At 64.2% G+C, this 23,501-nt stretch carries 20 protein-coding genes and 2 pseudogenes; 11 read left to right on the forward strand and 11 right to left on the reverse strand.

The features are described 5' to 3' along the window. Position 1: 1 nt before the first annotated feature. Entirely contained in the window at positions 2-1,456 is a 1,455-nt protein-coding gene (locus C5O27_RS05230; RefSeq protein ID WP_127962092.1) for a hypothetical protein, read from the reverse strand. Between the two features lie 122 nt (positions 1,457-1,578). Here C5O27_RS05230 and C5O27_RS05235 point away from each other — a divergent pair, with 122 nt between their 5' ends. The 5 genes from C5O27_RS05235 (at position 1,579) to rplI (ending at position 3,884) form a co-directional block, all read left to right on the forward strand. After that, positions 1,579-2,031, forward strand: coding sequence for a hypothetical protein (locus C5O27_RS05235; RefSeq protein WP_127962093.1), 453 nt, complete (start codon positions 1,579-1,581; stop codon positions 2,029-2,031). Positions 2,032-2,163: 132 nt separating this feature from the next. Further along, complete coding sequence (gene rpsF, locus C5O27_RS05240; protein ID WP_004020660.1) at positions 2,164-2,445, forward strand: 30S ribosomal protein S6; 282 nt, start codon at positions 2,164-2,166, stop codon at positions 2,443-2,445. A gap of 116 nt (positions 2,446-2,561) precedes the next feature. Continuing rightward, the gene (locus C5O27_RS05245) at positions 2,562-3,086 is read left to right on the forward strand and encodes a single-stranded DNA-binding protein (RefSeq protein ID WP_035753991.1); all 525 of its coding nucleotides are present in this window, start codon (positions 2,562-2,564) and stop codon (positions 3,084-3,086) included. A gap of 65 nt (positions 3,087-3,151) precedes the next feature. After that, complete coding sequence (rpsR, locus tag C5O27_RS05250) at positions 3,152-3,409, forward strand: 30S ribosomal protein S18 (protein WP_006361034.1); 258 nt, start codon at positions 3,152-3,154, stop codon at positions 3,407-3,409. A gap of 19 nt (positions 3,410-3,428) precedes the next feature. Further along, entirely contained in the window at positions 3,429-3,884 is a 456-nt protein-coding gene (gene rplI, locus C5O27_RS05255) for a 50S ribosomal protein L9 (protein WP_006361033.1), read from the forward strand. A gap of 70 nt (positions 3,885-3,954) precedes the next feature. Here the strand turns inward: rplI and C5O27_RS05260 are convergent, their stop codons facing one another. Next, entirely contained in the window at positions 3,955-4,620 is a 666-nt protein-coding gene (locus C5O27_RS05260) for a hypothetical protein (protein WP_035754051.1), read from the reverse strand. Between the two features lie 574 nt (positions 4,621-5,194). Here C5O27_RS05260 and dnaB point away from each other — a divergent pair. Then, positions 5,195-7,447 carry a replicative DNA helicase gene (gene dnaB / locus C5O27_RS05265; protein WP_127962094.1) on the forward strand — a complete coding sequence of 751 codons (2,253 nt, stop codon included), beginning with the start codon at positions 5,195-5,197 and terminating at the stop codon, positions 7,445-7,447. Here the strand turns inward: dnaB and C5O27_RS05270 are convergent. Then, a pseudogene (locus C5O27_RS05270) lies at positions 7,444-8,384 on the reverse strand (IS481 family transposase). The gene dnaB and the pseudogene C5O27_RS05270 sit on opposite strands and share 4 nt — an antisense overlap. Then, a protein-coding gene (locus tag C5O27_RS05275) for an IS3 family transposase (protein WP_127962095.1) occupies positions 8,381-9,519 on the reverse strand; the annotation gives its coding sequence in 2 pieces (ribosomal slippage) (positions 8,381-9,249 and positions 9,249-9,519; 1,140 coding nt in all). The pseudogene C5O27_RS05270 and the gene C5O27_RS05275 overlap by 4 nt, the downstream one beginning before the upstream one ends. A 285-nt stretch (positions 9,520-9,804) precedes the next feature. On the opposite strand from C5O27_RS05275, the gene istA reads away from it, so the two are divergent. After that, positions 9,805-11,316, forward strand: a complete 1,512-nt coding sequence (gene istA, locus C5O27_RS05280; RefSeq protein WP_127962052.1) for an IS21 family transposase — start codon at positions 9,805-9,807, stop codon at positions 11,314-11,316. After that, a complete protein-coding gene (istB, locus tag C5O27_RS05285; protein WP_062394395.1) occupies positions 11,313-12,101 on the forward strand; it encodes an IS21-like element helper ATPase IstB in 789 nt (262 codons plus the stop codon). Before istA ends, istB begins: the two co-directional genes overlap by 4 nt. Positions 12,102-12,358: 257 nt before the next feature. Here the strand turns inward: istB and C5O27_RS05290 are convergent, their stop codons facing one another. From C5O27_RS05290 to C5O27_RS05315, 6 genes are all read right to left on the reverse strand, one after another. Then, entirely contained in the window at positions 12,359-12,619 is a 261-nt protein-coding gene (locus tag C5O27_RS05290) for a hypothetical protein (RefSeq protein WP_127962096.1), read from the reverse strand. Positions 12,620-12,638: 19 nt separating this feature from the next. Further along, the gene (locus C5O27_RS05295; RefSeq protein ID WP_119033471.1) at positions 12,639-12,866 is read right to left on the reverse strand and encodes a hypothetical protein; all 228 of its coding nucleotides are present in this window, start codon (positions 12,864-12,866) and stop codon (positions 12,639-12,641) included. After that, a complete protein-coding gene (locus C5O27_RS05300) occupies positions 12,863-13,858 on the reverse strand; it encodes a hypothetical protein (RefSeq protein WP_127962097.1) in 996 nt (331 codons plus the stop codon). Before C5O27_RS05300 ends, C5O27_RS05295 begins: the two co-directional genes overlap by 4 nt. Further along, positions 13,855-16,998: an FtsK/SpoIIIE domain-containing protein gene (locus C5O27_RS05305; RefSeq protein ID WP_127962098.1), complete on the reverse strand. Its 3,144-nt coding sequence runs from the start codon at positions 16,996-16,998 to the stop codon at positions 13,855-13,857. The genes C5O27_RS05300 and C5O27_RS05305 overlap by 4 nt, the downstream gene beginning before the upstream one ends. 540 nt (positions 16,999-17,538) lie before the next feature. Next, entirely contained in the window at positions 17,539-17,913 is a 375-nt protein-coding gene (locus C5O27_RS05310) for a hypothetical protein (RefSeq protein ID WP_127962099.1), read from the reverse strand. A gap of 39 nt (positions 17,914-17,952) precedes the next feature. Then, positions 17,953-19,257, reverse strand: a complete 1,305-nt coding sequence (locus C5O27_RS05315; protein WP_244216595.1) for a TerD family protein — start codon at positions 19,255-19,257, stop codon at positions 17,953-17,955. Positions 19,258-19,652: 395 nt separating this feature from the next. On the opposite strand from C5O27_RS05315, the pseudogene C5O27_RS05320 reads away from it, so the two are divergent. Next, a pseudogene (locus C5O27_RS05320) lies at positions 19,653-19,925 on the forward strand (DnaB-like helicase C-terminal domain-containing protein); the annotation flags it as partial. Between the two features lie 20 nt (positions 19,926-19,945). On the opposite strand, the gene C5O27_RS05325 reads toward C5O27_RS05320, so the two are convergent. Beyond that, positions 19,946-20,470 carry an XRE family transcriptional regulator gene (locus tag C5O27_RS05325; RefSeq protein ID WP_127962100.1) on the reverse strand — a complete coding sequence of 175 codons (525 nt, stop codon included), beginning with the start codon at positions 20,468-20,470 and terminating at the stop codon, positions 19,946-19,948. Between the two features lie 253 nt (positions 20,471-20,723). Between C5O27_RS05325 and C5O27_RS05330 the strand changes: the two genes are divergently transcribed. Both C5O27_RS05330 and C5O27_RS05335 read left to right on the forward strand, forming a co-directional pair. Beyond that, positions 20,724-22,034, forward strand: coding sequence for an MFS transporter (locus C5O27_RS05330; RefSeq protein WP_127962101.1), 1,311 nt, complete (start codon positions 20,724-20,726; stop codon positions 22,032-22,034). A 132-nt stretch (positions 22,035-22,166) separates the two neighbouring features. Further along, positions 22,167-23,498 carry a hypothetical protein gene (locus C5O27_RS05335; protein WP_035753995.1) on the forward strand — a complete coding sequence of 444 codons (1,332 nt, stop codon included), beginning with the start codon at positions 22,167-22,169 and terminating at the stop codon, positions 23,496-23,498. The last annotated feature ends 3 nt before the right edge of the window (positions 23,499-23,501 follow it).

Below are 23,501 nucleotides of genomic sequence, written 5' to 3' on the forward strand. Positions count from 1 at the left end.
GTCATGCTCTTTCCGTGGAAGGTATGGGCTGAAGAGAGGCCTCGTCGGGTCGATCTTCGGGACTCCGGTCGCGGACCGTCATCGTCGCGAGTGGTTCACGTAGCGGGGTGCGGACCAGCGTGCCGATCAGGTACACGAGCAGGAACGCGTGAACCCAGACCGAGCCGGCGACACCGGTGAGCACCCACCAGGGCAGCGGGTCGCCGGCGTCGCGGATCGGGAACAGGCGGAAGATCGTCAGGTCCAGGGCGATGTCGGTGAGCAGATACACCCCGATGACCTGCCACCGCACTCGCATCAGCACGAAGAACGGGAGAATCCACAGTGTGTACTGCGGCGAGTGCACTTTGTGGAACAGCATGAACCCGGCGAGCATCGCCCCGCTCACGCCGATCCAGGGAAAGACCCCCATCCGCTCGTAGCGGCGCCACCCCAGGTACATGGCCACGGCGAAGCTGACGAGGATCAGCAACGGCGACGCCACCCCGACGACGGAGTGGTAGGTGTCTGTCGTTCCGGTGAGATAGCGCAGACCCCAGTACCAGATGGAGTTGGTGTCGACGTCGGCCCGCCGCCGCCCCTGGAAGGTCAATGCCGCCTTCCAGCCGTCGAATCCGAGGACCATGAACGGCAACTGGATCGCGACGACGGTGACCACCGCGGCGCCGGCCACCCATGCGGCACCGACCCAGTCGAGGCCGCGACGCCCCGCTTGTCCCAGACGAGCGGCGTCCCCGGTCAGGACATAGGCGGCCAGCGGCAGCACGAAGATCCCGGGATAGAGCTTGAGGCAGAAGCCGATGGCCAGCAGGACGGCCGCCACCACGGCACAGACGCGCAGCGGGAGTCTCCGTCGGTCGGTGGCGGGATCGATCGAACCGCCCCACGCCATCACGGCGATCGCGGCGACCGCGGTCGCGACCACCGGCAACTCCCAATTGTGGAAGGAGTACAGGACCAGCGGGGGAGTGGCCGCCCACAACAGCGCCCACCAGCGGACCATCAGCGCCAGCATCACGGTGATCGCGAAACCGAACGGCGCCAACAACAATGCGGACTGGGTGAAGAACGCGGTGTCGGTGTCGGCGCCGATGGCCCCGACGTACATGAGCAGGCCGGACAACACCGGGTACTCGACCACGCCGCCGGACAGGGTGCCGTCCCCGGCGATCCCACCGTGAATGTAGGGGAACACGTGGTTGTTGATGTCGCGGCCGAGCCACAGGTACATCAGGTCCGAGTAGCAGGGGATGAGGCCGCCGGGATCGCCGGAGGGCCAGTTGGCGCTGCGGCCCTCGGCGTCGAACGGCGCCCCGCCGCAGCGGGCCTTCGCCTGGAAGCTCCAGAACATCGTCGCCGCGGTGGCCAGTAGCGAGACCAGCACGATGACCGCGGTCTCACCGCGTCCGGACAACCACGGGATCCGCCGAGGCGTACTGATCCGCGGCTCCGACATGGCCAACAGAGTAGGTCGTCGCGTCTGGATCGTGTTCCCTGAGGTGTGACGAGCCGCGAACGCCGAACCGACCCGATCGTCGATCAACGGCCACCGGTGTCTCTCCGACTTACCCTGGGTCGATGAACGTGCTGACCGTCGCAGGCATCGTCCCGGGGCCGCGCTACAGCGTCGAGGCGACCCTGGCGACCGGAATCGGGCACGACGGCACCGCGGGACGCGAACTGCCGGTGCGGGTGTGGCGCTACCAGGGCGTCGTCTCTCTCGAGCACAACCGGGAGTTCCGCGGGATGATCCGCCTCACCGACGTCACGTCGATCTCGTTCTTCCTCCCCGACAGCCTCGATCACCGCCGCGACCCGCAGGCGATCCACACCGAGCTCGGCGTGCGGCAGTACGTGAGCAACCCCGGGCCGGCGGCGATCGGGATCGGGCCCACCTTGGCGGAGACGACCGTGGTCGACGATCCCCGTGGTGGCGAGGGCCGGTGGCTGCAGACCCAGGCGCACATCCACGGCTACGGCGTCGCGACCCTCGAGCTGAACTACCGCATCGAGGTCGTCACCAGCCGCTGAACCGGTGCTCACGACCTCGGATTTCCGGGAGAACGTCCTGGTCATGTATCTTGGACCGGTTGCCGACGCAGGCGACCCTCCTGCCACGGACAGTCCGTGGCCGACCTAGCCCATAGGAGGTGATGTGGTCTTATGCGTCACTACGAATTGATGGTCATCCTCGATCCGAATCTGGACGAGCGCACCGTCGCACCCTCACTCGATACTTTCCTCAATGTTGTCCGCAAGGATGGCGGTTCGGTGGATGGTGTCGACATCTGGGGCAAGCGCCGCCTCGCTTACGAGATCCTGAAGCACAACGAGGGCATCTACGCCGTCATCGATCTCAATGCCGAGCCCGCCACGGTCACCGAGCTCGACCGTCAGCTGAAGCTGAACGAGTCGGTTCTGCGCACCAAGGTCCTGCGGAAGTAATCCACAGGGTTTCTTGAACGTCTGAAGACGTCGGTACCGGGTTCTAGGGTTGACCCAGAAAATCCCGGTGCATGTCGATCAGCGAGTGCCCACCTACGACCCAAGGGGAAACACACATGGCAGGCGACACGGTCATCACCGTCATCGGCAATCTCACCGCCGACCCGGAACTGCGGTTCACGCCGTCCGGTGCAGCGGTTGCCAACTTCACGGTGGCTTCCACCCCGCGCACGTTCGACCGTCAGACCAATGAGTGGAAGGACGGCGAAGCGCTGTTCCTCCGCTGCAACATCTGGCGCGACGCCGCGGAGAACGTGACCGAAAGCCTGACCAAGGGTTCCCGGGTGATCGTGCAGGGACGGCTCAAGCAGCGGTCCTACGAAACCAAAGAAGGCGAACGACGCACGGTTGTGGAACTCGAGGTCGACGAGATCGGCCCCTCGCTGCGTTATGCCACCGCCAAGGTCAACCGCGCCTCGCGCGGCGGCGGCGGCGGTGGTGGCGGCGGATTCGGATCCGGTGGCGGCGGCGGTAGCCGCGGCGGCGGATCGAACCAGCAGGTTGCCGACGATCCCTGGGGCAGCGCGCCTGCCAGCAGCGGCGGATCGTTCGGTGGCGGGGACGACGAACCACCTTTCTGATATCTCACGGGACGACACTCACATGTGAGTGATCCCGAAGAAGCATTGACTGGAGCAATACACACATGGCAAAGGCGAAGCCCAGCCGGAAGCCTCGCGTCGAAAAGGTCACCAAGACCAAGGCGTGCAGCTTCTGCAAGGACAAGAAGGCCGACATCGACTACAAGGACACCGCGCTTCTGCGCCGTTTCCTGTCCGACCGTGGCAAGATCCGCTCGCGTCGCGTGACCGGTAACTGCGTGCAGCACCAGCGCGACGTCGCTGTGGCTGTCAAGAACTCGCGTGAGGTGGCCCTGCTGCCCTTCACCTCGACCAGCCGATAAGCGGAAAGGATCAGTTGACATGAAGCTCATCCTCACCGCCGCCGTGGAGAACCTCGGCGAAGCCGGCGACATCGTCGTGGTCAAGGACGGCTACGGCCGCAACTACCTGCTGCCCCGCGGCCTGGCCATCAAGGCCACCCGCGGCGCCGAGAAGCAGGTCGAGGGCATACGCCGTGCGCAGGAGGCCCGCGAGGTTCGCGGTCTCGAGCACGCCAACGAGCTGAAGCAGGCCCTCGAGGGCCTCGACGCAGTCTCGCTGGACGTCAAGACCCACGACTCGGGCAAGCTGTTCGGTTCGGTCACCGCGGCTGACGTCGCCGGTGCCATCAAGACCGCCGGCGGCCCCGTCGTGGACAAGCGCACCGTCGTGCTGCCCAAGGGCCACATCAAGGCCACCGGTAGCTACCCGGTCACCGTCACCCTGCACCCGCAGGTCTCGGCAACCGTGCAGCTCGCCGTCGTCGCCGCAGGCTGACGCACCGCATCACACGAAACAAGGCCGGGTGGAAGAGATTCCACCCGGCCTTGTCGTATGTGCGGCCGCCCTACTTCGGCGCAGGCGGGTTGGCGGGCAACTGATTCCAATACTGCAGCCGTGGAGGCAGGTATCGCGGCGCCGGGTTTGCGCTGTGCGCGACGGCGTTGTTGCCCGGTCCGAGGGTGTCCCAGGACGGGAAGAAGAACTTGTGCCACGCGGGGGTGAAGATCAGCGCCCGTTCGCCGGTGCGGCAGGCGACGACGTCGCGCCGCGGCACGGTGCACGTGACCCCGGCGATGGTGACGCGCTTGCCGACGCCCAGAACCGGCGGCCGGAACCCGGTCTTCGAACCGAAGCGGTACGTCTGGTCTCTGTTGACCCACCACGGGCCCTGCTGGTCCGCCGTGATGGCGGCGCCCGTCGCGGTGGGCGGGGCGGTCGCGGGACGGCCCTGACAGCCCACGTAGCGGTAGGCCTGCCCGATCTGGCACATCCAGCGGCCGGTGGTGAAGAACGAACGCCCGTTGTCCCCGTAGGCGAGCGAGCGGAAGGTCGTCGGGTCGACCGGCTGGTAACGCGCCAGGTCGAATTCGACGGGCATCGTGGGACCGGGCGCGGCGTGCGCCGGCGGCGCACCCAACGCGATCCCGGTCGCAACCGTCAGCGCGGCCACCACCCCGACCGTTCGACGGATGACCCCGGTTCCCAACCCCAACCTCGACACGATCGACATTGCATCACACGGATTCGGGTCGTCGTCGTCGATCCAGCGATAAGTCATACGACTGATCACTGTCGTGACTAGCTGTTACGTAGATCACTCGGGAAGTTCACCAAATTGTTTGCCACACGTACTTGAACAGTCGGTCGCAACACGCCCAACTGACGACGCGCCGAAGAGTGTCGAAGGATTTCCAGTTTCTTGATTGTGGAAATTAATAGGTGCGTTGACCTGCGCAAACAGAGTTGTTCACACCCGTATTCCTCAGGTTGTCCACAACGGGTGCACAATCGCTCCCCCGCTCATTCACACGTCGTCCACAAGTCCTCCCCAGGTTCATCAACAGCCCGGTTTGAGTCGTCGTGTCGGAGGTCTTAGTGTCACGGCTCAGGTCTCGGTCCTGTTTCGCACGCCCGGCGGCAGTCGTTGTCGGAGCGTCCCGATAGGAAAGAGACGAACAGAGCAAGAGACAGAGCAGTACGTCGACACCGGAGACTCGCGAGGTGGCCTGCCGGGGCCGACACCACAGAGGTCGATTCACTCGTCAGGGCGAGCGGATCGAGCGTATGCGAGAGGTTAGACACACGTGGCTGTTGTGGATGACCGCGGGCACGGTCCTGCCGCCGGCGATCGGGATACAGAACGAGGTCGGGGTCGAGGTGCGGACGACGCACCGCCGACCGAGGACTTCGGTAGGCAACCCCCACAGGATCTCGCTGCCGAGCAATCCGTGCTCGGCGGCATGTTGCTGTCCAAAGACGCGGTCGCCGACGTCGTCGAGAAGATCCGGACGGCCGACTTCTATCGGCCCGCGCACCAGGCGGTGTTCGAGGCGATCCTTAGCCTCTACAGCAAGGGTGAACCCGCCGATGCGGTCACCGTCGCCGCAGAACTCGAGCGGTCGGGTGAACTCAAGCGCATCGGCGGCGCACCGTATCTGCACACCCTGATCTCGACGGTGCCCACAGCCGCGAACGCCGGCTACTACGCCGAGATCGTGGCCGAGAAGGCCATCCTGCGCCGTCTGGTCACCGCCGGTACCCGCATCGTGCAGTACGGCTATGCGGGCAACGACGGCCAGGACGTGGCCGAGGTAGTCGACCGCGCACAGGCAGAGGTCTACGAGGTCACCGAACGCCGTCAGGCCGAGGACTACCTTCCCCTCGAAGAACTGCTGCAGCCGACGATGGACGAGATCGACTCCATCGCCTCGCGCGGCGGCATCTCGCTGGGCGTGCCGACCGGCTTCGCGGACTTCGACAAGCTGACCAACGGTCTCCACCCGGGCCAGATGATCATCGTGGCCGCGCGACCCGGCGTCGGCAAGGCGCTCGCCCTCGACACCCCGCTGCCCACGCCCACCGGCTGGACGACGATGGGCAAGGTCGGGGTGGGCGACGAGCTGCTCGACGCGCACGGCCGGCCCACCAAGGTGGTCGCCGCGACCGACGTGATGACCGAACGTCCCTGCTACGAGGTCGAGTTCAACGACGGCGCGGTGCTGGTCGCCGACGAGCAGCACCAGTGGGCGGCCGAGATCGACGGCGAGCGTCAGGTCGTCACGACGGCGGGCCTGCGTGCGCACGTGGGGTGTGCGGTCATCCGCAACACCGCGCCGCTCGAGTTGCCGCGCAAGCGTTTTGCCTACGGCCCGTACACCGTCGCGGCGCTGGCGGGGATGGCGTTCGACGATCCCGAGATCAGCATGCGCATCGACGCCGAGGGGCCCGTCGACGTGATGACGCTGATGGCCGACCTCGGCGGACGCATCCCCTACGAGTACCTGCGCGGTTCCATCGCGCAGCGTCGGGCGCTGCTGGCCGGCCTGCTCGATGCCCGCGCAACCGTCGACGACGACGGCTGGATCACTGTGCCCGCCGCGACCCGGCACATGACCGGGGTCGTCGCCGACCTGGTCGCCGGTCTCGGCTTCAACTACAAGCGCTCGGCCACCGGCTGGCTGCGCGTCGACGCCGACGAGGACGTGTTCACCGTCCACCACAAGGCAATTCGGCACAAGGAGCTCCGACGCAAGGCCGGCGTCCGCCGCGTCGTCGCGGTGCGTCCGGTGGATTCGGTGCCGGTGCGATGCGTCGAGGTCGACAACGACGAGCACCTCTATCTCGCCGGCGAGGCGATGGTCCCGACGCACAACTCGACGCTGGCCATGGACTTCCTGCGCTCGGCGGCTATCGGACACGGCCTCACCGCGGCCATGTTCTCGCTCGAAATGAGCAAGACCGAGATCGTCATGCGACTGCTCTCGGCAGAGGCCAAGGTCAAGCTCGCCGACATGCGTGCCGGCACCATGAGCGACGACGACTGGACCCGTCTGGCCCGCCGAATGGGTGAGATCTCCGATGCGCCGTTCTTCATCGACGATTCGCCGAACCTCACGATGATGGAGATCCGTGCCAAGGCGCGTCGTCTCAAGCAGCGCCACGACCTGAAAGTCGTTGCGGTGGACTACATGCAGCTGATGACCTCGGGCAAGAAGGTCGAGTCCCGTCAGCAAGAGGTCTCGGAGTTCTCGCGTCAGCTCAAGCTGCTGGCCAAGGAACTCGAGGTCCCGGTGATCGCGATCAGCCAGCTGAACCGTGGTCCCGAGCAACGAACCGACAAGAAGCCGCAGGTGTCGGACCTCCGTGAGTCCGGTTCGCTGGAGCAGGACGCCGACATGGTCATCCTGCTGCACCGCCCCGACTCGATCGAGCGCGACGACCCGCGCGCGGGTGAGGCCGACATCATCGTCGGCAAGCACCGTAACGGGCCGACGGCCACCATCACCGTCGCGCACCAGCTGCATCTCAGCCGGTTCGTCGACATGGCGCGGGGTTAGCTGTACTGACCTGAGAGGTTGAGTACGCGGCTGGCCTCCGACTGCTGTGTGACCGCGGTGGTGATTGTAGTGATGCAGCCAGATCGGGAACTGTGCGCAGCGTTCGGTGTCGCTGGTGAAGAGCCGGTCGTAGGCCCATTTGTCGGCCAGGGTGCGGTGAAACCGTTCGACCTTGCCGTTGGTTTGCGGTCGGTACGGCCGGGTTCGCGGTGGATGATCGATGGCCCGAGCGCATCGGCGAAGGCATGCGACTTGTAGCAGGAACCGTTGTCGGTCAACACTTTCCGTACGTCGATACCGCACTCGGCAAACCACTGCTGGGCACGCAGCCAGAACTCGGCGGTGGTCTCTTTGCGTTCGTCGGCCAGGATCTCCGAGTACGCCAACCGTGAGTGGGCATCGATGGCGGTGTGCAGGAAGTGATAGCCGCGCACGGGGTTGCGGTACTTGTTCTGTTTCCCGCTGCTCTTGTCGGCTCGGCTGTTACGGCGGCCGGCGGTGCGGCCGAGTTTGCCCCAGCCACCGCCGGCGGGGATCTTGCCGAGTTTCTTGACGTCGACATGCACCAGCTCGCCCGGGTGATCAGCGGTCATACGGCGGATCACGTGCCCGGTCGGACGGTCCAGCCAGCGCAAACGCACTCCGTAGCGAGAGAGCACCCGGTGCACAGTGAAGGGTTCAGGCCGAGTAGGTAGGCGATGCGGGCTGGTCCCCAGCGGCGTAGGACGCGGACTTTGATGATGCGTCGTTCGGTGCGGGTCGGTGTGCGATGGGGGCTGCGGTGCGGGCGGCTGCTGTGATCGACCATCCCGGTCGGCCCGTGTTCGCGGTAGCGGCGGGCCCAGCGTTGGGCGGTGGTCGGTGCTACCTGAAAGTGTTCAGCGGCACGGCGAATCGGCCAGCCTGAGGGGGACCCATTCGATGGTCCAGTCGCTATGCGGCTTGGGGTTGGTGGGTCGTGGTCCACTGTAGGGCGAACTCGGCGGGGGTGAGTCCGTGGTGGGCCGAATGGGGTCGGTTGGCGTTGTAGTCGATCCTCCAGTCTTCGATGATGACCCGGGCTTCGCGCAGGGAGTCAAAGCGCCAGGAGTTGAGCAGCTCGTCGCGCAGGCGGCCGTTGAACGATTCGATCCAGGCGTTCTGCCACGGGGAGCCGGGGTCGATGAATAGTGATCCGGTGCCGTTGAATCGGCACCAGTCGTTGACGGCGTGAGCGACGAATTCCGGTCCGTTGTCGAACCGCACGTAGCACGGTGGACCATGTATCAGGGCCAGGCGGTCGAGAACGTCAACCACGCCATCGGCGTTGATGACGCGGTCGACGTGGATCGCCAGGGCTTCGCGGGTGAACTCGTCGATCACGTTGAGCATTTTGATGGTTCGGCCGTCGGCGGTGGTGTCGAATTGGAAGTCCATCGCCCAGATCACGTTCGGCCGGATTGGGCACATCGCCCCAACCGCGGTCCCGATTCCGGTGAGCCGTTTCTTCCTGCGGCGCTGGGGAACTCGCAGCCCCTCCTCGCGCCACAGGCGGCGGATGCGTTTGTTGTTGACCGTGAAGCCCGCTTTGCGCGCGGCGATCGCGGCGCGTCGCCAGCCCCAGCGGGGCCGATCGGTGGAAAACCCACGTAGCCAGGACCGCAGCTCGGCTTCCTCCGCGGTGATCGGCGCTGGGTGCAGTCGCATCGTGGAGCGGTGGATGCCCACCACAGCACATGCTCGCCGCTCAGATACCCCGAACCGCTCACGCAGCATCGTCACGGCGCTGCGCTTGCGGTTCGGGGTCAGAAGTTTCCCGACGAAACCTCCTTGAGCATGTCGATATCGAGGGCCTGGTTGGCGACCAACTTCTTGAGCCGAGCGTTCTCAGCTTCGAGTTCTTTGAGGCGTTTGACGTCATTGGCCTTCATGCCCCCGTACTGGGCCACCCAGCGATGCCAGGTCGACTCTGTGACCTCCAGATGCCGGCACACCTCAGCCAACTCCTGCCCGGTCCCGAGGAGCTTGTTGCCCTCGGCCAGCTTGCGGATGATCTGATCCGGCGTATGCCGCCGGCGCTTGCTACCTGCCATGTCGTCGTCGATTCTTCCTGCCCAAACACTCGGGCAACAGAGTCGCACAACAACTGGACCACTACGAAGGGCCCACCTCAAGCCATCCTCCACGACACATCGAGCAAGACGTAGGCGACCCTGTCCATGGCCATGAGAAAGTCCCCATTGGTGGCCAGGTCGAGGTCCCCGCTGGTGGCCAGATAAAAGTCCCCACCCTGTGTTCGTCGTGTCGACCCGGAACTGAGGGCCCAGGCGATGACGGTGAAGGTGCCAACCGATCACCATCACCGCCTGGGAGTTCCATTGAAGTCTGCGAAGGACCGTATGGACATCATTTCTGCTTACCGAGAACTCGGAAGCTATCGCGCCGCAGCCGAGGTGTGCGGCACCACCCACAAGACCGTCAAGCGTGTGGTCGACCGGTTCGAGGCCGACGATCAACCACCCGACCGCAAGGAACGGGCCCGCAACTACGATGCGGTCGCCGAGTTGGTCGCTGAGCGAGTCGAGCGGTCACACGGCCGGATCACCGCCAAGCGACTGCTGCCGGTAGCACGTGCCGCGGGCTATGAGGGCTCGGCCCGCAACTTCCGTCGTCTCGTCGCCCAGGAGAAAACACAGTGGCGCCGTGATCATCATCGTGGCCGCCGCCCGGCGGTGTGGGCTCCGGGTGACTACCTGGTCATCGATTGGGCCGCTATCGGCGGGCTGCACATGTTCTGCGCGGTGTTGGCGTTCTCGCGGTGGCGGTTCGTTCGGTTCGCCACCAACGAAACATCCATCACCACACTCGGATTCATCGCCGAAGCGTTAGAAGAGATCGGTGGAGTGCCCAACAAGGTACTCGCTGATCGGATGGGTTGCCTCAAAGGTGGAGTCGTCGCCAACGTCGTCGTACCCACCCCCACGTATGTGCGGTTTGCCACCCACTACGGGTTTTCCCCGGACTTCTGTCACGGCGCCGATCCGGAATCGAAAGGGATCGTGGAGAACCTCTGCGGGTACGCGCAGTCGGATCTGGCGCAGCCGTTGTGGACCGAAGCCAAGATCGCTGCTGGTCGTGACGACGTGCAGCTGGATGTGCACGCAGCGAACCGGGCCGCGCGGGACTGGTGTGTCGAGGTCAACACCCGCCGTCACAGCGACACACTGTGCGTGCCTGCTGACCAACTCACGATCGAACGAGACACATTGAGCCCGTTGCCGTCTCTGCGGGCCCAGGTCGGTCCACCGCCGGTCACCCGTAAGGTCGATCGCCTCTCGTGTATCCGGTACGCCTCGGCCCGCTACTCGGTACCCAACCGGCTCATCGGCACCACCGTGACCCTCATCCAGGACGGTGAGCGGCTCCTGATCGCCGAACCTGCCTCCGGTGAGGTGGTCGCCGATCATCTGTTGGCCGCACCTGGTGAGGTCGTCCTCAACGATGATCACTACGGGGGGCCACGCACCCCGCCCAGTCGTGCACCACGGCCCAAAACTGCGGTAGAGAAACAGTTCTGCGATCTCGGTGAGGTTGCTGAGCAGTTCCTGGTCGGTGCCGCGGCCATCGGGAACACCCGCCTGGGCGGTGAACTCGATGACATCCTCGGGCTCGTCACCTCCCACGGCCGCGAACAGGTGCTCACCGCTCTGACCAGGGCGGTGGCGTTCCGGAGGTTCAAGGCCGCCGATGTGCGCTCGATCCTCGATGCCGGAGCCGGCACCCCCAACCCGCGACCGGCCGGCACAGCACTGTTGGGTCACCTGCCTACCGCGCCCACCCGCTCGCTGGATGCCTACAAGCTGGGCGCCGGCGACAAGGAGGTGTCATGACCACCACAACATCGACACCCGTTGCACCTCAGACAGTGCCGCCGCTACCGGCCGACCTCGATCACGCGCTACGCCGATTGAAACTGGCCTCGATCCGCCGCAGCGCACCCGAGGTCCTGCTCACCGCGAAAACCCAGCGGTGGACACCCGAAGAAGTACTGCGAACCCTGGTGGAAACCGAGATCGCCGCTCGTGATGCCTCCAACATCCGCAACCGACTAAAAGCTGCCGGGTTCCCGGTCACCAAAACCTTGGAATCGTTCGACGTGGCCGCATCCTCTATTCCGGCCAATACCTTCGAATACCTGTCTTCACTGGAATGGGTTCGGGCGCAACATAATGTCGCCCTGATCGGCCCTGCCGGGACGGGTAAGAGTCACACCCTGATCGGGCTGGGGATCGCCGCAGTGCACGCCGGACACAAAGTGCGGTACTTCACCGCCGCCGACCTCGTGGAGACCCTGTATCGCGGGCTGGCCGACAACACCGTCGGCAGAACCATCGACACCCTGCTGCGCCAAGATCTGCTCATCCTCGACGAGATCGGATTCGCCCCGCTCGACGACACCGGCACCCAACTGCTGTTCCGGCTCGTCGCCGGCGCCTACGAACGCCGATCTCTCGCGATCGCCAGCCACTGGCCCTTCGAACAATGGGGACGATTCCTGCCCGAACACACCACCGCCGCCAGCATCCTCGACCGGCTCCTGCACCACGCCACCATCGTCATCACCGACGGCGACTCCTACCGCATGACACACCGAACGGAGGTGCCACCGACCTAGAACATCCCGCACAGGGTGGGGACTTTTACCTGGCCACCAGCGGGGACATCAAACTGGCCGTTGACACGACCCAGTTCGGTCAGTGGGGCGTTACGGTGGGACACGAAGACCTCCGGTTGAGCAGGTGCGTTTCTTAGGCAGTTCGCACTCTCACTCGGAGGTCTTCGTCATGTCATCCCGCCACGCCGGACCTAACGTCCGTGGTTAGTACAGTTAGCCGCGGGGCCGACAAAGGACTTCGGCAGGCCCTCCCTGGCTCACCGACCCATGTATGCCCGGATCTGCTGTTCCTTTGTCTTGAGCATGCGTGCGCCTTCATTAGACATTTGCGCGATCGTGCGCGAGTTTCGTTCGATGTTGCCCAAGAGCTCTTCGAAGTTCTTGCGCACAGGGTCGTTCCACTGGGTTCCGTTGAGCTGAGCGCGTACTCGACGAGTCGCCTCTTGGACGGACTTCTCGAGTCGGGTCAGTTCCTGCGCCATCCGGGCGAGCGCGGCGGGATCTGTGTTGACGGCCATGGGGTGTCTCTTCTCTGGGTCAGGCCAGGTTCTGGCGTCTGATGACGTCCAGGCGGTTCTTGGCCTGGACATTGATCCGTTCCAGATCGCGAAGGCGCTGGGCGTACAGACGCTCTTCGATCGTGACCTGGTTCAGCACGTCACGCGAAATCGCGCTGTACACCACATCGTTCCACCGCGAACCCATCGACTGCTGGACACGCAGACGCTGGTTCACGGCTTCGTCGTGCTCGCTCACTGCACTCATGCGTTTCTCCTCCTGACGGTTGCGGGTAGATGGGTGACGCCGATCTGTCTCGCCGCCCAGATCCGGTGGGCGCCGTTACGCACGTCGTAGGTGCCGTCGGGCAGTTCGTCGAGACGGATACCTGTGTCCCCGAGGAAGCCACGAAAAGTGGCTTGCAGGCTCCGATTCCCGGACAGTCCTCGACCGGCATCGGTGTCACGAAGTCGCTGCATCACGTCGCCACCGCGGGAGATCCTGGGCAGCAGGTCTTGGTAGAACGCCTGAGCGGCCCAGATACAATCCTCGGCGCTTGCCTTCCCGGCATCGAAGTCAGCGGCGGAACACACCCGCCCCTCGTCGACGCACCGGGTCAGCGGTACGAGTGACATTCCATCGGGTAGTCCGTCGACACGTATCTCGTCGTCGGTGGCAAACCGGCCCGATGATGGATCGAGAGGCGACGTGGTGTTTCCTGGCGTGGCGGCCCCGCTGGAAGTCGAGGTCGCGGACCCCGCAGTCCCTGTACCTCCTGCGCCATCGCCCACCATCGGGCGCCACGAACGCGTAGCGAATCTGGCCTGCGTCTGCTGGTTCTTCTCGTATCTGATCACGTCTTCACGTGCCCGACGCATTCGCTGACCTCCTCGCTCCGCGAGCGGCTCGATGGCATTCGAATAGCGGTGCTGGTGACCGCGAAACGTGTCGTGATCCCGGAGTAGCTGTGCCTGTAGCTGTTTGCTGTCGCGGTACCTGCGTTGCCAGATCTTCAGCTGTTTGTACTTCTCCCGGAGCCGCTCCTCATCGGGATCCTCCTGCGACTCGAGGATTCGGATCGCGTCTTCGAGACGTCTGATCTCCCGGCCGCATTCGTCCAGGAAGGAGGACACTTTCTCGGCGATCGCAAACATCTCCCGCTCGGCGGCCGCTGCGGTGGGAGCGACCCGCTCGGCGTACTGATGGAGAGCGCGTTTGACCGCAGCGATCGCCTCTGGGTCGGTATGCGCCTTGCTCATTGCAGAAGCTCGGCGAGGGCCTCCGGTGACGGCGGCCCATAGGCCAGAACTCGCGCTGTCACGCCGTGATCGTGATCGTCGAAGACGGCCTGATTTCGTTTCAGTGTGGCGGCGGCATCACTGTCCACGAGGAGCTGCGAATCTTCCGGCGAACTGGGGCCGACCAGGCGTAAACCGAACTCGCGCAACCCCTGCGGAGAAATTCGGCGATTCAGGATACCCCCTCGATCGGCCCAGGCGAGGACATGGACGCCCACCTCGGGTCCGTCGCGAAGGATACGGGTGAGTTTCGAGTTCGCCGACGTTTCGTCGTAGTCGTTGTCCGGGTCGAGATCCCGAGCACGATGCACCCCGAACAACACCAGGTACTCCGCCGGGTTGTTGTAGTCCTCGAACTCGACGCGCTCTTCCACCACGGTCGCGGCTTCGTCGATGGCGCCTTCGAGGGAACGTCGCCCGCTCACGGTCATACTCGGGGCCGACTCGAGAACGCTGCGAGCGGAGGACCACTCGTCGTCGCCGACCAGGAAGTCGAGCAGACGGACCTTTGCACCTTCCCGGAGCAGAGCCACGATCGCAGCGAGCAGCGGACCATACGATTCGTTGACGATTAACAGATTTGCGCCACCCTCGCGACGCATCTCGTAACTCAATGTCGGGGCCAACGAGACAGGCAGTCCAACCGGGATCCTGCCTTCGGACACGATGTCGGCGGTCAACACCGCCGAGTCGTCACCGGCGTACACCCGAGGCGTACCGGTGAACCCGATGTGGTCGGCCTTCGCCCGGATCACGGTCAAGACATCTTCGGCGTCGGTACCGATCTCTCCGTGGTCGGATTTGTCATGCCAGAGCGTGGTCTGGAACCGCTCGTTGGCGTCGGGATGCCCTTGCTTTATGTTGATGATGCCCTCGCCGGCCCGGGTCAGTTCACGCGCCTCGGGGTTACCCTCGCCCAGGATGAGTTCGGAGTCGCCGGCGCTCATACGTAGAGCTACACGTGTCGGGATCAGGGACAGGACATGGCGATCGAGGCCCTGCATACCCTGAATCGTCTGTGAAGCCAGCACGATATGCAGACCGAATGCGCGACCTTCGCGCAGAATCCGTTCGATCAGATGGGACGCCTGCTGGGCAATTTTGTCATCACGTTCGAAGAGCTTCTGGAACTCGTCGATGATGGTGATCTGGCGAGCGATAGCGTCGCTCCCGGGTTGCTTCCGGTAGTCGTCGAGCTTGGTGATGTTCGACGCAAAGGCCTTGAAAAGTGCTCCTCGCCTTTCAATTTCGGCAACCATTCCTTCGAGTACCGCAATTCCGAACTCGCGCTCGGCGTCGATTGCGACCGCTTTGGCATGCGGCAGAGCGTGGTCTGCGTACCGCTTGAACTCGACACCCTCCTTGAAATCGATGAGATACAGTTCGAGATCGGTGGGGGAGTACTCAGTGATGAGACTCATGATCATTGCGTGCATCAGCACCGACTTACCTGAGCCAGGCCGACCACCGATGAGCGCGCCGACGCCACCGTCCTCGGAATGCAGGCGGATCTGCGCGATCTTTGTTGCGCCGAGCTGCCCGATGCTCGCGTTCGCGCCGGTGGCCGTGGACTTGCGCCACCAAGTCGATGGTTCGTACGGATGGGCGGTGAGGGGGTCTCCGGCCAGCGAGGCAACCCATCCGGGGCGGATGACCGTTCCGTTGCTCGCCTGGAAGTTCCTCTTGACGCGTTCGATGAGCAGCGCGCGTCGCTCGTCCTGTTCCTCGGCACGAACGACAAGCGGAGCCCACCTCACCTCGAGTTCGGTGTTGTGCAGATCCGCGAAGGTTGCACGGGGCCGGAATCCCAGTCCGCTGTTATTGGTCATCGTCGACAGTCGTGCCTTGGTGTCTGTCGGGCTAGTTCCAAGGAGGTAGCTCCGCGCCTGTGGATCGAGTATTAGGCCACTGCCGTAACACGGAAGTGAGTCAATGTAGCTGCGTGCGTTGCCGTCTCCGGGCGCCGGGGTGGTCGGCCCGGTACCGACGATGTCGTCGGAGACGATGATGGTGAACACTCCGGCGCGCGAGCCACCGTCGACGATCTTGGCGAGTCGTTCGAGACGGTCGTGGTCGAGGTGGTTTTGGCGTGCGAATCCTGCGGGGAATCCGTACAGCAGAAGGACCCGATACGGCTCGGTGACCATCTTCGCGGCGATGTTGTAGTCGGTGAGGGTGGCGTGTTCACCCTGGAGGTACTTCTGCGTCACTCGGGTGATGTGTTCTTCGGTTTCCTGGAGCAGCTCGTCGATCTCGCGGTCGGTGGTCTTGACCTTATCGCCGATGACGCGGTCCATGACCTCGTCGAGGCCGTACAGGAACGCTGCGGAGTCGCCGAGTTTGAGCGGATCGAAAACCCTGATGGTCAGCTGATCCGCGGGCAGGCTGGCGAGTAGCTGCAGGATGACCCGCTCGGCCATCAGCGGTTCGGTCGTGCGGAATCCACCGGCCCGGCCGAGGTCGAGGATCGCCGGGTAGGACGCCGCCGTCGTTTCGACGTTCATCTCCTGCCTGGACTTGCTGTCTCCCGCCACCAATGTGACATCGACCTCGAGTGCCGCGAGTGCACCACCCAGCGACACGTAGAGCTGGCCGAGGCCTGGGCGGAGATCGGCGAGGACCGATGGAAGGTCCGCCGCCAGGACGTCTGTGGCCGGGAAAGCCGTCAGGTCGCTGCTTGCGAGTATTTCGTGCTTGCGGCCTGATTCGTCCTTGACAATCTTGACCGCGTCATTGAACGCCCGCTTGTGGAGGTCATCGAGGATCGGCTGGAAATGGCATGCCAAGCCCTTGTATTGGGCGGAGAAGCGTTCCCAGTCCTTTGCGCGTCCACCGGTTGTCAGGGGTATCCGTCTTGTCGTGAGTTCTGTGATGAGTGCCTCGGTGGCGCCGACCCAGACGTCTACGGGTGGCATCGGTCCGCCGGCGGAGTGGTAGAGGGTGCCGAACTGATCTGGGAACCGGTCTTTCATCAAACTCTGCAGACGGTCGTAGGTAGCCGTCACTTTTGACACGGTCGGCGAGATGTCCGGCATGCTCGCAGCGATGCGCGACATCTCGTCTCCCACCCTGCGCAGGTAGTGGTCGACGTGTGTGCGCATCGTCGGTATGTATCGCTCGACTGCCTCAGATGATGCTGCAAGAGAGGAGCTTTCGGGGATAAAGGCAGTCGACTCGGCCCGAGACGCGATCCGATCGGGAATGTGTCCGCTGCGCACCGAAGTGACCGGCGACGGGGTCGACGGCCGAGTAGGCGTGGCTCGGTCCCGGTCCGGGCTTGGTGCGGATACTGATCCGGAGTCGACGCGCTGGCTCGTCGATCTCCCGCTGCGGGCGTACGAGATCGGACCGGTTGCGGTCTTTTCAGCGGTGACCGCGGGGCCACTAGCGGACGGCGAGGTGACCGGCGTGGGCTTCCGGCGCTGCCGGTCGGGCCGCGAGTAGTCGATCCGCCCGTTGGTGGGTGAGACTGGCTCGTCGACAGGCGCCTGGCCGGGTGTTGCAGTGGATCGTGCCTCGTGGTCCGCCGGCCGGTCGCTGCCAGAGCGCCGATCGCGACGGGTGTAGTCGATTGCCACCGAATCCTCCAGAAACAGTAGAGATCTGTCGAGCTATTGCGTTGCTACTGCGTGGTTGCGTAGTCAGCCTGCCGCGACGAGTTGTTCACGCTTGCGGAGCAGTGACTGACCGCTCTTGTACGTCTTGACCGTGCCGATGGAACCCCTTCGGACGTCAGTGATCCGGCCGGACAGCGAACTACCCTGCCCGGCGGGCTGCACCTCGATCAGGACCCGTGCCCCGGTGCTGTGCTTGGCTACGACGGTCGTGCCCTGCAGTTCGGTCCCCCAACCGCGTCCTGCGGCGGTCGACACCAGTTTCTGGATCACGATGGTCGGATGATCCTGAGTGGTCCGGTTCACCGGAGAGCTGAGTTGTTGTCCCAAGAAGGTCTGGTAGCCGTAAGTACCGGCCCACGCAAGCAAGAGAACGACGATGATGATGATGAGGGTATCCATGAGTGATCCTGTTCTGGTTCCGTCGATTCACATCGAGCGTCAGCCGACGTCGACGCCGTAGTCGGTGGCGATACCGGCGAGGCCACTGGCGTAGCCCTGGCCGATGGCTCGAAGTTTCCACGCACTGCCGCGCCGATAAACCTCGCAGAAGACCATTGCGGTCTCGGTTGCTGTCAAGTGATTTGTCATCACGAACGTTGCCTGCGACTGTGCGGCGTCATGTGACCGAACCCGCGCATAGGTGGAGGGAATCATCCCGAAGGACTGGTTCTGCGTGGCGGCGTCGTAGATCGCAACAGGAAAGACGATTGACTCGACTTCTGGGGAGAGCATGTCCAATCGCACCGAGATCGTGGCGACCTCGTACCCGCCCGGCGTTGTTTGTCGATCGCCGACGAGTTCGACTGCGCCATCGGGAGATTTCGGATTGTTGAAGAAAACGAAGTGTCTGTCCGAGCATGCGCGTCGGTCGTCCCCGAGCAGAATCGCGGTCGCATCCAACTCCAGCCCTGGAGCGTTGACGAACCATCCGAGTTCGACCAGGAGGTCGGTAGTCCCAGGCGAATCCGAGAGCGGGGTGTTGGCTCCGGGCGTGAGCAATCGGCCACCATCGGGCGGCGGACCTGCCGGGACCGGCTGCGGGCGTGGCTGGGGAGGTGCAGGTGGGGGTGGAGGCGGAGCGGGCGCTACAGGGCGAGGCGCAGGTGTGACTGTGGGAGGTCCAGTGACGCTGTGCTGCTGAGATCCGGGATGGAGGCCGTTCGCGTGCAGCGGTTGCGAGGTCGTGAAAGCTGAGGCGTGTGCAGTCGGCTCCAGCTGCGGTGGATGGTGCGGAGCTGGAACCGAGCCGTAGGCAGTGCCCTGCTCTGGCGGGAGAAAAGGAGGTTGGCCCACAGGGGTCGAGTGGATGTCGCCGCCGGCCAGCAGAAGATCCATTGGAACAGAACGCGCTCCGCGCATCGCCGCGGCCACGTCCTCGTCGGCGCTTCCCTTGCTGGCGATGGAGGAGCTACAACCGCTGGCTTTCGCCATATCGCTAAATGGTTGCATCACCAACCGCAGCAGGTGTCCGGAAAAGTTGTCGTCGAACCGGATCAAGACAAAGACGGCAACACTGAGCTGACCGTTGGTGAAGACCGACCACGCCAAGTCGAACGACGGCGTCTGTACAGTGGCGAGCCCGTCTTCGGGTCGCACGTATGTATCTGTAAGGAAGGGTGCTGCTTTCGTAAGGTTCTCGAAGAGTTGCCGCGGTCCGATCGGACCGCACACCGTGGGTGCCAACCCGGCCGCACCGATCAGTTTGCCGAACAGATCCACCAGGTGGTCGTCGGTCTCGATCATCAGAGGGATCATGACCCACTGCTCGTCACAGTTTCGAGGACTCCATACTCGATCGCTGCAAACGAGCGCGTCGTTCGGAGGGGCCGATTCGCTGACGCGGTGAATCTGTAGGTCGTCGACGTGACGGCGGAATGGCTCACCTGATCGCACGAAATCACGTGCGGAATACTACCCACGAGACTGGCACGCGGCGTGGTCAGAGAAGGCCTAGCAGCTACATTCGTATGTTCGGGCTACACGGCCCGAAGTTCTGCGGGACATCAGTTTCATGAGATACGAGGAGTCTCGACCGGGTCAGTTGACCCACCAAGATTGTGACCGCTGGTTGGCGGTCGTCCCGACGTTGGCGTTGTTAGTTCCGCGCAACTAACGATGTCGGGCAACGGAACTCGCGGGTTCCGGTGATCGCGATCAGCCAGCTGAACCGTGGTCCCGAGCAGCGAACCGACAAGAAGCCGCAGGTGTCGGACCTCCGTGAGTCCGGTTCGCTGGAACAGGACGCCGACATGGTCATCCTGCTGCACCGCCCCGACTCGATCGAGCGCGACGACCCGCGCGCCGGCGAGGCCGACATCATCGTCGGCAAGCACCGTAACGGCCCCACCGCGACCATCACCGTCGCGCACCAGCTGCATCTCAGCAGGTTCGTGGATATGGCGCGGGGTTAGGTTTCGCGAGGTCGGCCCTCTCAGGAGGTCTCGAGTGCACCAGCCGGGGGCCGGCACCAAACTTTCCTTCCCTCATCAGTGAGGTTCGTGTATTCGTTCACGCGGATCAGGAGATTGCCGTCCGAATCGTCGCGTTGACGGTAGGCGAACCCTCCTTGAGCGCATATTCCCTTGGTGGGTGGGATGTTCGGGTCGAACTCGACAACTACAGCCTCGCGTTCGAGTTTTCGCCACCAGACGCGAAGTCTGTCCAGTTTGTCGGAGTTCATACCGGCACCGAAGGTTGCCATGTACTCCCCGTGGTCACGAAGTCGCCGGTAGGGAATCGCCTTGTCGTGGCCCTTTGAGGTCTCCCAGGGCCAGTAGTCGTTGATCAGCTGGCGCGTCGACTTCTTTCCGCCGTAGGTCTTCAAAGGCCAGGAGACTGCCTGCCGTGTTACGCCGTACATCTCGGCGATCTGGGTTTGGTTGTAGCCCTTTGACTTCAGATCCTCGATTACCTCTTTGGAGAGCTCGCGATCAGATGTTGTGCTGGGTTGATCCATGACCTTGCTCTTTCTCGACGGGTCGGATCAAGAGAACCCTTGTTTCCGCGCCCTGGTACCGGGCTCGGATGCCCTGCGTATACCTGATCATCATAGGGAGGAACGGCCGCGCGTCCCTCAACCGCAGGTACACCCGGGCGGCTTCCGGACCGGGAGTACCGCCCGGAGCAGAGCCCTGGTCAAACCGGTTGCGCCCACCCCGACAATGGTGAGGTGACCGAACGAATCCTGCGCGCGTGAACGTCGGCGACCGATGACCGCGCCCGCGCGCTCGACCCAGGCCATGGTCGTCTGGCTGGTCGGTCTCACGGTCTACTTCGTCGCGGTCCTGCAGCGGTCCTCGCTGGCCGTGGCCGGTTTGCTGGCGGCCGAACGCTTCGACATCACCGCGTCGCAGCTGTCGACCTTCGTCGTGCTGCAGATCCTGGTCTATGCCCTGATGCAGGTTCCCGTCGGACTCCTGGTCGACCGGTTCGGGTCGCGGCGGGTGATGCTCACCGGGACACTGATCCTGGTCCTCGCGCAGTTCAGCTTCGCTTTCGCCGACAGCTACCCGTGGGCGCTGTCGTCCCGGTTCTTCGTCGGCATCGGCGACGCGATGACGTTCGTATGTGTTCTGCGGTTGGTCACCAGTTGGTTCCCGACGCGGCGAATCCCGTTGATGACTCAACTCACCGGGGTGCTGGGTCAGTTGGGTGCGGTGGCGGCGGCGATCCCGATGACGTGGGCGCTGTCGACCCTGGGATGGACGCACGCGTATCTCGCCACCGCGGCCATGGGCGCCGCCCTGCTGCTGGCCACCTTGCTGGTGGTGCGCGATTCGCCGACGGCGCGCTCGGTGTCGGGTCCGGTCCTCGGGTGGGCGGGTATCCGGCAAAGCCTGAGCGAGTCGTGGGAACATCCCGGCACCCGCCTGGGTTTCTGGATGCACTTCTCCACCCCTTTCAGCGCCAACGTCCTCGGACTCCTGTGGGGCTATCCCTTCTTCGTGGAGAGCCAGGGCCTGAGCGCCGGCGCCGCGGGTCTTCTGTTGACGATCATGGTGCTCGCGATCATGGGGTTCGGCCCGGTATTCGCGTGGCTGATAACCCGATCACCGTGGCACCGTTCGACGTTGGTTCTCGGGGTGATCGCGAGCATCGCGACCGCCTGGGCAATGGTGCTGGCGTGGCCCGGCCCGGCGCCGTTCTGGCTGCTCGTCATCCTGGTGATCATCTGCGGGATGGGTGGTCCGGCGTCGATGGTCGGCTTCGATCTCGGCCGCACCTCGAACCCCGTCTCTCGCACCAGCACAGCCACCGGGCTCATCAATCAGGCCGGGTTCCTCGCGACCCTCGTCACCGCCGGCTTGATCGGTCTCATCCTGGACTGGCGCACCCCGGATGGCGTCGAAGGCTATCCGGCCGAGGCCTTCACCTGGGCGATGGCCGCGCAGTTCCTGCTCTGGGGACTCGGTGCGATGCAGATCTGGCGATACCGCCGGAGAGGCCGCGCGCGGTTGCTGCGAGATGACCCGGAGCAGTGGTCGCGCCAGTCCGGCCGTCCGGTTCCCGAGCAGCCCTGAAACCCTTCAGACCCTCTCTATCGATGTGGTCGTCAACCCCGGATGACCCGGAGGTGACTCACCCGGAAGTAGGGGGTGATCTCGGTCCTTTCACCGATGTGGCGGCCACCTTCGCCGGCTTAGCCTCGCGATATGACTGTGATCGACACGGCCCAGGACGCGGAGGCCGCCCCCACCAGAGAACCTTCGACCCCGATCCGTCGTTGGGGTCCGGCCAGGAAAGTGGCGTTCCGGTTCGCCTTCATCTACACGGCACTGTTCTGCCTCACCTTCGCGCAGATCACCTTCATGTTCTTCGGCCTACTGGGAAACCTGCTGCCGGAGAACATGATCGTGTGGCAGATGAATGCTCTCGCACCGGTGATGGAGTGGTTCGGCCGCAACATCTTCGGGGTCGAGGCAGTGCTCGATCTGGACTCGGGGAGTGGCGATCAGACCGCGATCTGGGTCTACCTGTTCCTGATCGCCGTAGTCGCGGTGGTGGCCACAGCTCTGTGGTCGGCCCTGGATCGTCAACGGCCAGAATACATCCGCTTGTGGTCGTGGACGGTGCTGTTCCTGCGGCTCGCACTCGGCGGGCAGATGCTGTTCTACGGATTCGCGAAGCTCATCCCGTCGCAGATGGGCCAACCCCCACTGGCGACGCTCCTCGAACCGTACGGCGACTTCAGCCCGGCGTCGGTGCTGTGGATGCAGGTGGGGAGTTCACCGGTCTACGAGATCCTGCTCGGCAGCGTCGAGGTACTCGGCGGTCTCCTGCTGTTCTGGTCGCGCACAGCCACGCTCGGCGCGATCGTGAGCTTCGTCGCGATGGTCCAGGTGTTCATCCTCAACATGACCTTCGACGTCCCGGTCAAGATCCTCTCGTTCCACCTCGTGGTCTTCTCGCTCATCCTGTTGGCACCGCAGATGCGAAACCTCCTGGATCTGTTCGTATTCGGACGATCAGCGAATCCCGTCAACCCGCCCGCACTGTTCACACAGGACAAGCTCAACCGGTGGGCGGCGGGAATCCAGGTGGTCCTGGGCATCTGGGTGGCGATCGGAGCGGCCCAGATCAGCTGGACCGCGTACCACGAGTACGGCGGTGGTGCACCCAAGCCCGAGCTGTACGGCATCTGGTCGGTCCAGGACTTTCGCGCCGACGGTAGGTCGGTGCCGCCACTCACGACCGACGAAATCCGTTGGCAACGGCTCGTGTTCGACACCGGTGGCGCGACGACTCTGCAGATGATGAACGGTGCACTCGTTCCGATACCGGCCGAGATCGCCGACGGCACACTGCGGCTTCAGCAACCAGCTGCGGTCCTCGATATCGATCGTCCCGACGATGACACCCTCGTGTTGAGCGGCGACCTCGACGGCACTCCGACCACGATCGTCGCGCACCGGATGGACCACGACGCCATGACGTTGCGGAGCAGGGGATTCAACTGGGTCCAGGACGAGCCGTACTTCCGGTGAGAT

Origin of the sequence: Gordonia alkanivorans (assembly GCF_004011905.1) — a bacterium.
GTDB classification, from domain to species: Bacteria; Actinomycetota; Actinomycetes; order Mycobacteriales; family Mycobacteriaceae; genus Gordonia; species Gordonia alkanivorans.

Excerpts from the sequence above, each read along its gene's own strand:
- rpsR (WP_006361034.1), top strand. The coding sequence starts at position 3,152 with ATGGCAAAGGCGAAGCCCAGCCGGAAGCCTCGCGTCGAAAAGGTCACC.
- C5O27_RS05235 (WP_127962093.1), top strand. The coding sequence starts at position 1,579 with ATGAACGTGCTGACCGTCGCAGGCATCGTCCCGGGGCCGCGCTACAGC.
- istB (WP_062394395.1), top strand. The coding sequence starts at position 11,313 with ATGACCACCACAACATCGACACCCGTTGCACCTCAGACAGTGCCGCCG.
- C5O27_RS05305 (WP_127962098.1), bottom strand. The coding sequence starts at position 16,998 with ATGCGCACACACGTCGACCACTACCTGCGCAGGGTGGGAGACGAGATG.
- C5O27_RS05335 (WP_035753995.1), top strand. The coding sequence starts at position 22,167 with ATGACTGTGATCGACACGGCCCAGGACGCGGAGGCCGCCCCCACCAGA.
- rpsF (WP_004020660.1), top strand. The coding sequence starts at position 2,164 with ATGCGTCACTACGAATTGATGGTCATCCTCGATCCGAATCTGGACGAG.
- C5O27_RS05260 (WP_035754051.1), bottom strand. The coding sequence starts at position 4,620 with ATGTCGATCGTGTCGAGGTTGGGGTTGGGAACCGGGGTCATCCGTCGA.
- C5O27_RS05330 (WP_127962101.1), top strand. The coding sequence starts at position 20,724 with ATGACCGCGCCCGCGCGCTCGACCCAGGCCATGGTCGTCTGGCTGGTC.
- C5O27_RS05315 (WP_244216595.1), bottom strand. The coding sequence starts at position 19,257 with ATGATCGAGACCGACGACCACCTGGTGGATCTGTTCGGCAAACTGATC.
- C5O27_RS05300 (WP_127962097.1), bottom strand. The coding sequence starts at position 13,858 with ATGAGCAAGGCGCATACCGACCCAGAGGCGATCGCTGCGGTCAAACGC.
- rplI (WP_006361033.1), top strand. The coding sequence starts at position 3,429 with ATGAAGCTCATCCTCACCGCCGCCGTGGAGAACCTCGGCGAAGCCGGC.
- C5O27_RS05295 (WP_119033471.1), bottom strand. The coding sequence starts at position 12,866 with ATGAGTGCAGTGAGCGAGCACGACGAAGCCGTGAACCAGCGTCTGCGT.
- C5O27_RS05290 (WP_127962096.1), bottom strand. The coding sequence starts at position 12,619 with ATGGCCGTCAACACAGATCCCGCCGCGCTCGCCCGGATGGCGCAGGAA.
- C5O27_RS05245 (WP_035753991.1), top strand. The coding sequence starts at position 2,562 with ATGGCAGGCGACACGGTCATCACCGTCATCGGCAATCTCACCGCCGAC.
- C5O27_RS05325 (WP_127962100.1), bottom strand. The coding sequence starts at position 20,470 with ATGGATCAACCCAGCACAACATCTGATCGCGAGCTCTCCAAAGAGGTA.
- C5O27_RS05310 (WP_127962099.1), bottom strand. The coding sequence starts at position 17,913 with ATGGATACCCTCATCATCATCATCGTCGTTCTCTTGCTTGCGTGGGCC.
- C5O27_RS05230 (WP_127962092.1), bottom strand. The coding sequence starts at position 1,456 with ATGTCGGAGCCGCGGATCAGTACGCCTCGGCGGATCCCGTGGTTGTCC.